Source organism: Devosia sp. (genome assembly GCF_028290435.1).
Taxonomy (GTDB): domain Bacteria; phylum Pseudomonadota; class Alphaproteobacteria; order Rhizobiales; family Devosiaceae; genus Devosia.
Genome location: NZ_JAQGJV010000071.1, coordinates 1 through 13,354 on the forward strand (window position 1 = coordinate 1; position 13,354 = coordinate 13,354).

General features: G+C 63.7%; 11 protein-coding genes. 6 read left to right on the forward strand and 5 right to left on the reverse strand.

Features of this window, described 5'->3' with window-relative positions; all coding sequences use genetic code 11:
* From JWP26_RS14955 to JWP26_RS14970, 4 genes are all read left to right on the forward strand, one after another.
* Positions 1-907: VpsF family polysaccharide biosynthesis protein (locus tag JWP26_RS14955; protein ID WP_299729236.1), on the forward strand; the 907-nt coding region annotated here is incomplete at its 5' end.
* A 94-nt stretch (positions 908-1,001) separates the two neighbouring features.
* Positions 1,002-2,441: a lipopolysaccharide biosynthesis protein gene (locus tag JWP26_RS14960; RefSeq protein ID WP_299729239.1), complete on the forward strand. Its 1,440-nt coding sequence runs from the start codon at positions 1,002-1,004 to the stop codon at positions 2,439-2,441.
* Between the two features lie 181 nt (positions 2,442-2,622).
* Entirely contained in the window at positions 2,623-3,618 is a 996-nt protein-coding gene (locus tag JWP26_RS14965) for a sterol desaturase family protein (RefSeq protein WP_299729242.1), read from the forward strand.
* On the forward strand, positions 3,615-4,760 hold the full coding sequence (locus JWP26_RS14970) for a GNAT family N-acetyltransferase (protein ID WP_299729245.1): 1,146 nt from the start codon (positions 3,615-3,617) through the stop codon (positions 4,758-4,760). Before JWP26_RS14965 ends, JWP26_RS14970 begins: the two co-directional genes overlap by 4 nt.
* 195 nt (positions 4,761-4,955) lie before the next feature.
* Here JWP26_RS14970 and wecC read toward each other — a convergent pair whose 3' ends face one another.
* Both wecC and wecB read right to left on the reverse strand, forming a co-directional pair.
* On the reverse strand, positions 4,956-6,242 hold the full coding sequence (gene wecC, locus JWP26_RS14975; RefSeq protein WP_299729248.1) for a UDP-N-acetyl-D-mannosamine dehydrogenase: 1,287 nt from the start codon (positions 6,240-6,242) through the stop codon (positions 4,956-4,958).
* Positions 6,235-7,377 carry a non-hydrolyzing UDP-N-acetylglucosamine 2-epimerase gene (gene wecB / locus JWP26_RS14980; protein WP_299729250.1) on the reverse strand — a complete coding sequence of 381 codons (1,143 nt, stop codon included), beginning with the start codon at positions 7,375-7,377 and terminating at the stop codon, positions 6,235-6,237. Before wecB ends, wecC begins: the two co-directional genes overlap by 8 nt.
* Positions 7,378-7,551: 174 nt before the next feature.
* Between wecB and JWP26_RS14985 the strand changes: the two genes are divergently transcribed.
* Complete coding sequence (locus JWP26_RS14985) at positions 7,552-8,067, forward strand: hypothetical protein (RefSeq protein WP_299729253.1); 516 nt, start codon at positions 7,552-7,554, stop codon at positions 8,065-8,067.
* Between the two features lie 11 nt (positions 8,068-8,078).
* Here the strand turns inward: JWP26_RS14985 and JWP26_RS14990 are convergent, their stop codons facing one another.
* The 3 genes from JWP26_RS14990 to JWP26_RS15000 all read right to left on the reverse strand — a co-directional run bounded on the left by JWP26_RS14990 (position 8,079) and on the right by JWP26_RS15000 (position 12,255).
* Positions 8,079-9,194 (reverse strand): glycosyltransferase, encoded by a 1,116-nt coding sequence (locus JWP26_RS14990; protein WP_299729256.1) that lies wholly within the window; start codon positions 9,192-9,194, stop codon positions 8,079-8,081.
* A gap of 8 nt (positions 9,195-9,202) precedes the next feature.
* Positions 9,203-10,711: a GumC family protein gene (locus JWP26_RS14995; RefSeq protein WP_299729259.1), complete on the reverse strand. Its 1,509-nt coding sequence runs from the start codon at positions 10,709-10,711 to the stop codon at positions 9,203-9,205.
* Between the two features lie 86 nt (positions 10,712-10,797).
* Entirely contained in the window at positions 10,798-12,255 is a 1,458-nt protein-coding gene (locus JWP26_RS15000; protein ID WP_299729261.1) for a hypothetical protein, read from the reverse strand.
* Positions 12,256-12,398: 143 nt separating this feature from the next.
* Here JWP26_RS15000 and JWP26_RS15005 point away from each other — a divergent pair, with 143 nt between their 5' ends.
* Positions 12,399-13,277: a WecB/TagA/CpsF family glycosyltransferase gene (locus JWP26_RS15005; protein ID WP_299729264.1), complete on the forward strand. Its 879-nt coding sequence runs from the start codon at positions 12,399-12,401 to the stop codon at positions 13,275-13,277.
* The last annotated feature ends 77 nt before the right edge of the window (positions 13,278-13,354 follow it).

Genomic DNA, 13,354 nt, shown 5'->3' on the forward strand with positions numbered 1-13,354 from the left:
GGGCGCGGCCGGTCTGATCATGCTGGCACTCAATCCCAGCGTGCGGCGGGCGCTGGGTGACCTGACGCTGATCATGCTGATCCTGAGCGCAGTGATTGGCCTCGTCGAGGAAATTACCCATCATCGCCTGCTGCCTTACCCCTATGTGGAACTGCAATTTCGGCCGATCGGGCTGTCCGAGCATCCCCTGGCGCTGGGTGCGCTGTGTGCCACCGCGGTGGGCTTCGTGGCCGTGACCAATTGGCGGCTCTGGGTTCGGGTCGCGGCGATTTTTATCCTGCTGATTGGCTGTGCGGCCTCGGGCGCGCGTTTCGCACTGCTGCTGACCGCCGCCGAAATTCTGGCCCTGCTGGTCTTCGTGCGCTGGCCGCGCCTGTCGCCGCGCCATGAACGCCAGGCCAAGGTTCTCGTGCTGCTGACCACGCTGATCGGCGGCGCGCTGTTGGTGTCAGCGCTGTTCGCAGCCGGATTGCTGGGCCGGTTCAGCGACACCATTTTCGACGAGAATTTCTATGCCCGCGTGAACATCTATCAGGTGTTCAACTACGTGGACTGGAAGGACATCACCTTCGGCATGAAGGCTGCCGACCTGATCGGCATCGTACGCGAGCAATTGCATTTGCCGGCTATCGAGAGCGCACCAGTGGTGCTGATCCTGCTGCTGGGCCTGCCCATTGCACTGGCCTTTGCGGTGCTGGTGTTCTGGATGTTGCTGCGCCTGTTGCGCGGCGCCCCGATGCCGATCTGGATCGCCACCATCACCTTTCTGCTGGCCGCGCTGTCCAACAATACGCTATCGGCCAAGACGCCGGTGGTGATGATGATCGTGGTGTTGATCCTGGCGTATAATTCAAAGCCGGTGCCGAACAGGGCGGAATTGGTCGAGGATGCGCCTCGATCACATTAAGGGCATTTACTGTCCCCAGGGTTTTCGCTGGGTTAGGGGCTTGCGAAGGATTAATCCAAGGTAAACGGGCTCACCATGGCCCAAGGACATAACCTTGCTGCTGCGCTCCACTCTTATCTATGCCCCGGCGATCCTGCTGACGCGCATTTCGGCGCTGCTGCTGCTGGTGATTGCCACGCGGCTGATCGACCAGAGCGAATATGGCCTGCTGACGCTGGTCGTTACCGTTGGCGAGATGACCGATGTGGCGGTCACCAATTGGCTGCGCATTGCGCTGTTGCGGTTGGGGGGCAAGGGCGAGGTGAGCCGGGGGAGCCTGTTCCTCGCCGGCCGCGTGCTGCTGGCAACTACCGCGCTTGGCATTGTCATCTCGGTTGCGGGCGCAACGCTGGTGGCGCCGGAGCGCTGGGTGGAGTTCTCCATTGCTGTGTGCAGCTATCTGGTTGCGGGCTCGATCAGCCGCTTCGCGCTGACGGTGCTACAGATGCAGCAGCGCCATTCGACCTATTCGCTGCTGGAGGCGCTGCGGGCGGCGCTGCAGATGATCCTGCCGGTGGCGGCAATCTTCATCTTCCACAACTCGTTCCTGATGGTGTCGCTGGGCTCGTCATTGGGTGTGCTGATCGCCGGGGTCGTGGCCAGTATTATGGCCTTTGGCCGGGTTGCGCCTGGTCAGGCGCGGTTTACCCACCGGGCGTTCTTTGCCTTTGGGGTGCCGCTGATCGTCATGGCGCTGATGGGCTTTGGCCTCAACAGCGCCGAGCGCGTGTTTCTCAAAGTCTATTACGACGCCGGCGCGGTGGCGGTGTTCGCAGCCGCCTATGCGCTGGCGCGCCAGCCCATCGACATGGTGGCCAACGCCATCAATATGGGGGCTTTCCCCGAAGTGGTCAGCCGCTTCGACGAGCATGGCCCCTCGGCTGCCGCCGATTTCCTGTCGCATCTGATGGGTTTGATGATCCGGCTTTGCCTGCCGGTCGCGGCGCTATTAGTCGCGCTGGCTCCTGCCATCACCGAACTGGCGCTGCCGGCAGAATATCATGGCCATGTCGCCCAGCTGTTTCCGCTCATTGCCTTCAGCGTGCTCTGCGCCAATCTCACCAGCTTCGTTTATGGCGACGTGGTGCACGCCCACAAGCGGCCCTGGCTGCTGAGCATTCCCACGGCTTTGGGCTCCGTCGGCACTATCGGGCTGTCGCTGCTGCTGGTGCCGCCATATGCCGAGCTCGGCGCGGCCTCAGCGCTGGCGGGCGGTTCGCTGGTGAGCCTGGTTGCGTGTCTGGTCATCAGCGAACGGCTGACACCCATCCCGGTGCCATGGCGCCATATCGGCGTTTCCATCGTCATTGCGCTGGCGACCGGGCTGGCGGCCAGTCTTGCTGCCGCGGCCTTGGGGCAAGTGCCGACTATTGTCAGGCTGGCTGCTGGCGGATTGCTGGGCGGCGCGGTGTTCCTCGGCCTCAACGCGCTGTTCGATCCGGCGGCCACACTGCAACTGACCGGCAAGCTAAAGGCTCGCCTGGGCATGGCATGATGGCTGCACATACAATTTTACCGATTAAGAACGTTGGGATTTTGGGCGCCAATTGGCCCGCCCGATATGGCATCTTGAGCCCATTCGATGGGCCGGCCTTGCCACTGCCGCGCCCCTCGGTCGTCGATCCTCAGGTCAGCACCGCCGTCGGATCGCCGCGTTGCGGACCCAGGAGCGCTTCATGATTGCCGATCTTGCCAACATCGTGGTCGAAAAGCTGTGGAGCGCCAACGGGCTCGCCGCGGGCCTGTTGTTTTTGACGGCGTTTGGCAGTGCGCTCGTCGCCTACATCAGAATTGAAGAACACAAATCCTTGCTCGATTTTCTCAGCTTCGCCTTCCCCAAGGAGGTGATCATGCACCCTTCGGCGCGGGCCGACGTGCTGTTCTGGATCACCAAGCGGGCGATCATGCCGTTCTTCCTGATCCCGTTCGGCTTCGGGTTTGTGGCGGCAGTGGCCTATGGCACCAACCAGCTCATCGGCGGTGTGTTCCATCTCGATGGGCCGCTGATGGCCGGCCCGGCCAGCCCGTGGATCATCGTGCTGTTCACGCTGACCATGCTGGTGGCCTACGATATTTCCTATTACCTCTACCACGTGGCGCAGCACAAAGTGCCGATCCTGTGGGAACTGCATAAGGTGCACCACTCGGCCGAGGTCATGGTCGGCATCACCAAGGATCGCGTCCACCCGCTCGACGAATTGCTCAACCGCGCCTGGGACGGGGTCATTCCGGGCATCTGTTTCGGGCTGTGGAGCGTGATCGCGCTCGACCCGGTCGAGCTGACCATTTTCGGCATCAATGTCTACGTGATCCGCAATATCCTGATGATGGATTTCGTGCGGCACACCCATTTCAAGATTTCGTTCGGCCCGCTCGACAACGTCGTGCTGTCGCCGCACTGGCACCAACTCCATCACAGCACCAATCCCAAGCATTACGACAAGAATTTCGGGCTGTTGTTCTCGTTCTGGGATCGCCTGTTCGGGACGGCCTGCGTGCCTGAGCCCGATGAGGATTTCAAATTCGGGCTGCTGGATCGCGACCATCGCGATTACCAGTCCCTGTTCGGGCTTTACATCATGCCGTTGCAGAAGATGGGCGGACACGTGGCCAAATGGGCCGGGCGGCGGCCTCGGGTGACCGTTCCGCCGCCGGAAAGTCCGCGGTCATGAATGCGCATGCCGCTATTGGGATGGCGGCAGATGAACGGCTTGAGGTCGTTCAATCAGGCGAGCGGCTGGCCGAGATCGGACCCGCCTGGATGGCGCTATGGCGTCAAGCCGATGGGCTGATTTTTCAGAGCCATGCGTGGATTTCGGCCTGGTGGACCACGCTGCCGGATCATCGCGACCGCGCCTTGCGTATCGGGCTGGTCTGGAACGGCGAGCGACTGGTTGCAGTGCTGCCGCTGGCGATCAGCCGGCGCAAGGGCCTGCTCATGCTTGAATGGGCCGCCAATGCGCATAGCGACTACGAGGATGCGCTGGCCGCGCCCGACTGCGCGCCCGAGATGCTGCAGCGGTTGTGGGGGCAGATGTCCGCCTTGGGCGGATACGATCTGGTCAGACTCAATCGGCTGTTGCCGGGCGCGTTGGCCAATGGGCTGACCGGCGCCACGGCCGGCGTCAAACTGCGGGCCAATCATCGCGAGGAAATGAGCTATCGAGTCTCCGGCCAATGGGCGGATGGCGCGACCTGGTTCAACGAGCAGCCCAAGAAGACGCGGCAGAATTATCGGCGCGGCCGCAAGGCGCTGGACGAGGCGGGGGAGGTGCAGTTTAGGCTCTTACCACCGGATGCGCCGCTCGGGCCGGTGCTCGATCGGCTAGCGGCGCTCAAGAGCAAATGGCTGTCGGCGCGCGCCATCGAATCCGAATTGTTCGAGGATGGCGCTGTGCCGCTGTCGGCTTTGGTCGAGGCGTTGGCGCAGGCGGGCGTGTTGCATGTGTTCGTGCTGGAGAGCCAGGGCACGGTCATCGCCGTGTCGATCAATTTCGTGCAGCGCGGCAGCATGATGGCGTTCGTGACGACCTATGATCCGGACTTTGAGCGCGCCTCGCCCGGAATGGTGCTGATGATGGACTATATTCAGTGGTCGATCGATCATGGATTGCACACCGTGGATTTCCTGTGTGGCGCAGAGGCGTTCAAGCGCCGGTTTTCGACAGAGGCAGTGATGCTGAGCACGATTGCGGGGACGGGGAGTGCCAAGGGGGCGGTCGCGGAATTAGCCGACCGGACGCGCCACCAAGTGCGGGTGTTGCAGGAGCGGTGGCGGGGACGATCGGCTGCTGCACCGGAGGCAGCGGACTAAACTCCACAGACTAACGAACGCCGGACGGGCTCCCTCCCCCTTGAGGGGAGGGCTGGGGTGGGGGGAACGCGCGGCCTGGCGAGGTTGTCTGCCCAACTGGGCGCCGCTCCCTGTGCAACTTCCCCCCACCCTAACCCCCCCTCAAGGGGGAGGGGATCAGATCGTGGCGGCGACAGCATGGGAGTCAATTCAGCCCTAAACCACCAGCCTTGCATCCGACTTGCGGCTCTTCTTCCAGGTCCACAGCCCGCGCGTATCGATCAGCTTCTTGTTGCTGAGGGCTTCTGGGTCGATGAAGTTGAAATGGCGGTGATCCACCAGCAATACCACCACGTCGGCGCGATCGATCGCGGTGAGCGCGTCGCGGAATTCGATGTCGAGGCCTTGCAATTGCGGGGGCAGGGCATCGGTATGGGGCTCGCTGGCGATGATCTTGTGGGCGATGCCGGCCTCGTGCAGCAGGCGCACCACTTCGACGGCCGGGCTTTCGCGCAGGTCATCGATATTGGGTTTGAAAGCCAGGCCGAGGCAGGCCACAGTCTGCTTTTTCTTGGGGTCGAGCACTGACTTGATCTCGTCCACCACCGCCTGCGGGCGGGCGCTGTTGATCTTGCGGGCGCGGGCCATGAGCTGGCTCTGCTTGGGAGCGGCGTCGATGATGAAATAGGGATCGACGGCAATGCAATGGCCGCCGACACCGGGGCCGGGTTGCAGGATGTTGACGCGCGGATGGCGGTTGGCCAACTCGATCACTTCCCACACATTGATCTTGAGATGCGTGCAGACGGCGGCAAGTTCGTTGGCGAAGGCGATGTTGACGTCGCGAAAGGCGTTTTCGCTGAGCTTGACCAGCTCGGCCGCCTCGGCGGAGGTGAGGAACAATTCGCCGGTCAGGAAACTCGAATAGAGCAGGCCAGTGGCCTCGGCCGAGCGCTTCGACAGGCCGCCCACGCTGCGGTCGTTCTGCACCAGTTCGGTCAAAACCTTGCCGGGCAACACCCGCTCGGGGCTATAGGCGACCAGCACGTCGGCATCCTCGCCGGCGCCGGTGGGGAAGCTGAGATCGGGGCGGAGCACGGCCAGCTCTTTGCACATCGAGCGCGTGGTGCCGACCGGGGAGGTGGATTCCAGCACCACCAGGTCGCCCTTTTTCAGCACCGGCGCGATCGAGCGCGCGGCGGCGTAGACATAGGTGGTGTCGGGGCGGTGGTCCTCGGTCATCGGCGTGGGGACGGCGATGATATAGGCGTCCGAGGTCTCAGGCTTCAGCGCGGCGCGCAGGTTGCCGTTGGAGACGACCTTCTGGATCAGGCCATCGAGATCGGGCTCCACGATGTGGACCTCGCCGCGATTGACCCGTTCGACGACGCTCTTGTTGACGTCGACGCCAAGCACCTTCAGCCCGCGGCTGGCAAAGATTGCGCAGGTGGGCAGGCCGATATAGCCCATGCCGACGACACAGACGGTCTTGAAATCACGCATCGCGCGCAAGCTCCTCGAGAATTCGCAAACTGGCCTTGCCATCGCCATAGGGATTGTGGCGCATGCTCATCTGGCCATAGGCCTCTTCATTGTCGAGCAGCCGATTGGCCTCGCTGACGATGCGATTGGTATCGGTACCGACCAGGATCGCTGTGCCCGCCCGCACGCCTTCGGGGCGTTCGGTATTGTCGCGCAGCACCAGCACCGGCTTGCCCAGCGAAGGGGCTTCCTCCTGCACGCCGCCCGAGTCGGTCAGCACCAGATCGGCGCGCTTGAGCAGGTAGAGGAAGGGCAGGTAATCCTGTGGCTGAATCAGGTGAATACCCGCGACGTGGTCGAGGGCGGCATGGACCGGTACCATCACTTTCGGGTTGGGATGGACCGGATAAACGATCTCGACATCGCCACGCGCAGCCAGCGTTTTTAGCGCCGCGCAGATGCGCTCTATGCCGGAGTCGAAATTCTCGCGGCGGTGACCGGTGACCAGGATCAGGCGCTTGGTTGGATCGAGGAAATCGAAGCGCTTTTCCATCGGGGCGGCAAGGCTGTCGTCGGCATCGAAGCGCCCGCTGAAATGCAACAGCGAGTCCACCACGGTGTTGCCGGACACGAAGATGCGGCTGGCATCCTTGTTCTCGGCCAAGAGGTTATCGCGGGCTTCCGTGGTCGGCACAAAATGCCAGGCTGCGATATCGCCGATGACCTTGCGGTTCAGCTCTTCGGGCCAGGGCGAATAGAGATCGTGGCTGCGCAGGCCGGCTTCGATATGGGCCACGGGGATGCGCTTGTAGAAACTGGCCAAAGCCGCCGTCATCGCGGTGGTGGTATCGCCCTGCACCAGCACCACATCGGGCTTGGCGGCGTCGAGCACGGCTTCCATGCCCTTGAGGATGCGGGCGGTGACGTCGAACAGGCTCTGGCCGGGCGACATGATATCGAGATCGTAATGCACCGGCAGCCCGGTCATGGCGATGATGGCGTCGACCATTTCGCGATGCTGGGCGGTGACGCAGATCTCGGTATGGAAGCGGGGGTCGGCGAGGGCGTCGCGCGCCACGGGAAAGCACTTGATCGCCTCGGGGCGCGTCCCGAAGACGATGAGCAGGCGGCGCGGCGGCCGATTTTCAGGGGTCATTGTCGTTCTTTCTGCAGCACCGAAATTTATCACGCCTCGCGCCAGAACGGCACCAAAGCTTTGATTATCCTTAAGCTATCCGGCCATCTTGGGATTAACGATGTTCGCTTTCAACAGGGGTGTCGAGCGATGTGACATGCTAAACAAGACATTAACAACACGGATTTGACCGCCATGCTGACCAAAAGAATAGCTCTGCTCGCGGCCAATCCGGCCTTTGGTGCTATTGTCGGCAGCAGCCTGCAAAGCGAAGCCCGGCTCAAGGTCTACGCCTTTCAGACGCTTGAGGCGGTGACCACCTTCATTCGTATCTCGCCGATCGACATGGTGATTCTGGACGCCGATAGCGTGCCGGCCGATATCGCCGAGACCATCACGGCGCTGCGCGACCTGCCCAAGCGGGCGCAGCAGGATCTGGCGCTGATGCTGCTGACGCGGGCCGAGCCGGCGTTTCACGCCGCGCTAGTGGCTCAGGGCATCGATGTGGTGCATGGCAAGCCGGTGGCGCCGGGGCGGTTGCTGGAAAGCGTGCGCAGCCAGTTGCACATGCGCGCAGCGGGCCCGATCGTGGATGGCGTTTATCGCGGGCCCGAACGCCGCCGCCATGGCGGCGCCAGCCGCACGGCGCCTGTCATGCCCCGGCATGACAATGTGATCCAGCTGTTCGGCCGGGCCAGCAAGACAGCCTGAGCTGTCCGCGCTTAAAGCGTCAACAAAGCCTCGTACTGATCGCCGATCCGTTCGACCGAGAAATCGGCCGCTCGCGTCTGCAGGCGATTGGCGGACGTGGGGCTTGCCAGCATGCGCGCCATTGCGGCCGCAATAGCCCCCGCATCGCCGACCGGCGTCAGTTCTCCCAGGGCGCCGTTTTCCAAAATCTCGCGCGGACCATGCGTGCAATCGGTGCTCACCACCGGCAGGCCGGCCGCCAGCGCCTCGACAATGACATTGCCAAAGCCCTCGCTGGTCGAGGTCAGCACGAACAGGTCGGACGCCAAAAGGCTCGGTCGGATATCGGCTACGAAGCCGGGCATCAAGACATCGGCCCCGAGACCGCGCTCGGCCACCAGCGCCGTCAGCTCGTCACGCAGCGGGCCATCGCCCAGGATGACGAGCTTGGCCGGCATGTCGCGGCGCAAAAGAGCGAAGGCCTCGATCAGCGTGCGGTGGTCCTTGACGGGCGCCAGGCGGCCGGCGGTGATAATGATGGGTGTATCGGCGGCGCGTATGGCCGTCAGAGTGTGCATCCATTCGCTGTCTTCGGCCGGCTTGAGCGAGGGCGGGGGCAGGGGATTGTGGATGACCGCGATCTTGTCTGCCGCAATGCCGGCGCTGAGATCGCCCGCAATGCCTTGCGATACCGCGATGGCGCGTTTGGCGCGTCGCGCCATCAGGCCGGTAAACCGGCGCGCCAGTTCCGAGCCGGTGCGACTATCGCGCAGCGTGGCGGCGGCGTGGAAGCTGGGGTAGAATTTGGCCCCGCTCAGCGAAAGCCACAGGGCGAGCGCTGTCGTCAGGTTGGCAAATTCGGGGGCGCTGAACACGGCATCGGGCTGGTGGCGGCGGAAGTACGCCGCCATGCGCAGCAGGCCGCGCAGCGTGGCGGGCTTGCCGAAACGCTCGCCGGCAAACAGCGGGATGCCGAAATCCACCAGATGCACTTGGGGGGACACATGCACCCGGTTGGGGCCCAGACCATTCCAGACCAGCAGCGTCGTATCATGCCCGCGCCGCGACAACTCGTTGGCGACCAGCACCCAGACCCGCTCGGCGCCACCGCCGATCAGGCTGGGGACGTGAAAGATCAGCTTGGCCATGCGGGTCGCTAGGCCGTCGGTTCGGCGCGCGGGCCGCGAATATCGCTCACAATGCCTAGTCCGAGCGCCAGCACCAGGCCGAGCGCGAGGCCGCCGGCGCCGCCAAGCGTGATCATCAGGATATTCCGCGGCGGCCAGCTGCGCGCCAGCGGTGGCACTGCTGTCGAGATCACGCGCACATTGCTGGTATCGAGATTGCCGCTTTCGCTGAGCTGCTGCGAGCGGCTGAGGAAGGCCTCGTAGACCGCGCTGCGCGATTTGGCTTCGCGCTCCAGTTCACGCAAGGCAATCTGCGCCTGGTTATCGGAGAACACCGCGGTGCGCTGGGTGTCGGATTTCGCGGTCAGCGCCTGCAGCGCGTTGGTCGCCTCGTCGAGACGGGTCTTGGCGGCGGCGATCATGCGGGTGCTCTCGCTGGCCACCTGGGCCTGCAAGGCGTCCACTTCGGTCTGCAATTGCAGGATGATCGGGTGCCGGGCGCCATAGACCATGGATTGGCTCTGCAGCTTTTGCTGCGAGGTCGCCAGTTGCGCGCGCAGCGAGTCGAGCGTGGCGTTCTGGGCGGCATCGCTGCTGCCAGTGCCGCCGGCGCGCAGGCCATCATAGGCGGATTGGGCGGCGATCACCTGTCCCTGCGCGGTGACGACCTGTTCGTTGAGTTGGTTGAGCCGCAGCGTGCTGGTCAATTCGCCGGCGCTCGACTGCAGGCCATTGGCGCGCTTGTAGTCTTCGACGGCCGCATCGGCCAGGTTGACGGCCTTCTTGAGGTCTTCCAGGCGACTATCGAGGCCGCTGACGATCTGGTTGGAGCCGTCAGTCTCGGCGCGCGCGAGTTCGGCCTGAAAGGCCACGAAGACGGCGTTGGAGATGAGGATGGATTTGTCGATATCCTCGGTGGTCACCGCCATGGTGGCAACGAAGGATTTCTCGTCGGCGGTGATCTTGATGGCGGCGCGCAGGGCCGCGAGGGCCGCCACCTCCGGATCGATCTTGCCGGCCGGGTCGGCGAATTCGGGGTCGCTCGACAGGCGTAGATCGCTGACGACGCGGGTCAGCACATTGCCCGAAGTCATGACGCGCAGCTTGCTGGCGGCGGCCAGTAGCGCGCTATCGGGCTGTTGGCCGGCGGTGACGGCGGCAGCGTCGCCCAGCACTTGCAGCCCGGCGGGGTCGATCAGGATATCGGAGGTTACCGTATAGCTGGGCTTGCTGAGCACCCCATAGGCACCGCCCGCGATGGCGCCGAGCACGACCAGGATAGCGATCCACGGCAGGCCCTTGCGCAGCCAGACGGTGATCCGGCGCAGGTCGAGTTCGAGGAAATCGCCGATCTTGTCGAGCGTGACGGTTTCGGGTTGCGGCTTTGGCAGGGCTTGGGCCTGCACTTTTGCGGTCGCGCGCGGATCGGCGATGCGCACCATGGGACGCTCGCCGACGGCCCGCGTGCGCGGGCGGGCAAAGAGGCGGCCACCTGCATCCGGCGTGGCGGGGGTCATGCTGTCCGAGGCGTTGGCCATCGTGGTGAGCTTCCGTGGCTTTGTTCGCCCTCTTTATAAGCCCGAACCACGGTCTGCCTGCGCGGCTTCTGGATTCTTGGTAAATCTCAGCGCGGCTGGCGTACCACGCCGTCGACCACTTCGAGCCTGCCGGCGCGATTGGTGGTGTGCTTGAACTCGCAACGCCAGCCGGTTGTGTCGAGGCGGCGGACGGGGCCAACGCCTACGTGGTTGAGATCAAGTTCGGTGATGTCGACTAACCCCATGCCGCTGCCATAGCCATTGGTGCCGTCCTGTACCGGCAGCACCGCGAATGGGCCGCCCAAGATGAAGGCGCCGGCTGGACGCGCCGAACTTTGATCGATCAGGATCGGGTTGGCGATATGAGGCAGGAACGGGCCCGACAGGGTTTCGGCGTGAAACACCAGCATGGCGTCCGAGGAGCTGCCCCTGCCGCCATCGGCGGCGAACAGCCAGAACCGGCCATCGTGATGCAGCAGGGTGGCGTCGGAGAGTGGGGTGTCGGCGATAAGCACGGCGTGGCGCACCCAGCGGTCGGGGAACTGCACGGCGCGATAGAGATGGAGATCGCGACCGCCGGCAGTTTCGGGGATCATCCAGAAGTCTCCGTCATGGGCGAAGACCTGCGGATAGGACAGGTGGAACGGTTCCTCCAAGACGACGCGCGGGGTGCCGAACGTGCCGTCGTCATTGGCCTCGGCGACAGCGATGACGCCCTTTCTTGTGGCGTGGGGGAAGTCCTCGACGAAGAGGAAATAGCGGCCGTTCACCTCAACCGGAAAGGGATCGGCGTAAAAGCGCGATCCATCCTCGGGCAGTTCCTGCCACGGCGGGGCGGGCAGGGTGGCATAGCCGGCGGCAGTGCTATCGAAGCCGAGCCCGGCGAGGGGCTCAGGGTGAAAGCGATAGCCGACCCGCCAGTGGAAGGGCTTGTAGCGCAGCTTCAGGAAGAGGCGGTGCGCCAGCTTCGGGGCGATACCCAGCCAGTAGGCGGCAGTCAGTGCGGTGGATGACTTCGCTGTCACGAGGGGCTGTGGTGCTCTCGTCCTGCCCGCTGCGACGTCGCGGACGCAGCGCTCCAGCAGGTCGAGCGTGCGAATGAGAATGTCGTTGAGGGCGCGGGTAAGCCAGATGCGCTCGCTCACCATCGGGCGGGCGATGCCGATCGGCGCTCCATCGAGCAGCACGTGAACCACGGGTTGGCCGCCTGTGAGGACGCTATGAGCCGTGCCCTCAAGACTGTAATGACCATCGAACAGGACAGTCAGGGCGGGGACGCTCGCGCTGTTGTTGCGCCCAGACAGGTTGATGATGAGGTCGGGCGTCTCATGCGCGTCGTCGGGCGAAATAGTGGTTCGTGACGCGAGCCGGGGGCCGAAGCGCAGGCTTTCAAAGGCCAGGATATGATCCAGTTTGCGCGTTGCTCCGTAGGAGCTTAATGAAACGCTAACGCGGTGACCGGACTGGCGCAGGCGGTCGATCAATTCTGCATGCCAGCGACGCGAAAATTGCGTGGGAAGAATGATGCCAATGGCGATAGACATAGCTCATCCTCCCTCGTGGTCCCGCCATGAAAACACTGCAATTTTAGCCGTTAAGGATGCCTTAAGGGACTTGGCGACGGACGGCCCCACTCGGCGTATTTCTACGCACAAGGCCTGCGTCGGGCCGAACGGACGACACGAAGATGACTGATATCAAGATCAAGGCACCCGATGCGGAGCGCATCTGGCCGCCGTTTTATGCCTACCGCCCCTATCCGCAGAAAAAGGCGCCCGAGGCTGAGCCACAATTCTGGCAGCAGCACCCGGTGATCGCCGAGCATCGCACGACCTTCCTCGATGCGCCCATGCATACGCTGACCATGCTCGAAACGCTGGAACTAGCGGGCGAGGCCATGCGGGCGCGCCAGCCACTGCACCACACGGTCATCAACGTGTCCAAGCTGGTCAACATGCACTCCAACCCGGAATTGGCGCGCGACGTTTCGGAAGCCGACCTGATCAATATCGATGGCGCCGGCGTAGTCTGGGGCGCGCGGCTGCTGGGCATTGCGGTGCCGGAGCGCGTGGCGGGCGTCGAGATCATGGAGCGCCTGTTCAAGCTGTGCGCCGAGAACGGGTTCAAGCCCTATTTGCTGGGCGCCGAGAGCCAGGTGCTCGAGGCGGTGCAGGAGCGGTTGAAGCGGGACTATCCGACGCTGCAGATCGCCGGCGCCCATGACGGGTATTTCACCGACGAAGAAGAGATCGTGCTCGACATCAATGCCTCGGGCGCCGATTGCCTGTTCGTGGCCATGTCGAGCCCGCGCAAGGAGCGGTTCCTCTACAAGTATCGCCTGGTGCTGGCGCCCTATTTCATCATGGGCGTGGGCGGCAGTTTCGATGTCTATGGCGGCAAGGTGCGCCGCGCCCCGGCCTGGGTACAGACCATCGGCATGGAATGGCTCTATCGCGTGCTGCAGGAGCCGCGCCGGCTGTGGCGGCGCTACTGGGACACCAATCGCGCCTATGCGAAAATGCTGTGGACCAGCTATTGGACGCAGCGGCGCGGCCCGCGCCCTTAACCTACACATCGGCATTTCATTGCAGCAAAAGGCCTGCCGGCGCGATAGTGGCTGGGCCGCCAGGGCCGGACATGTCT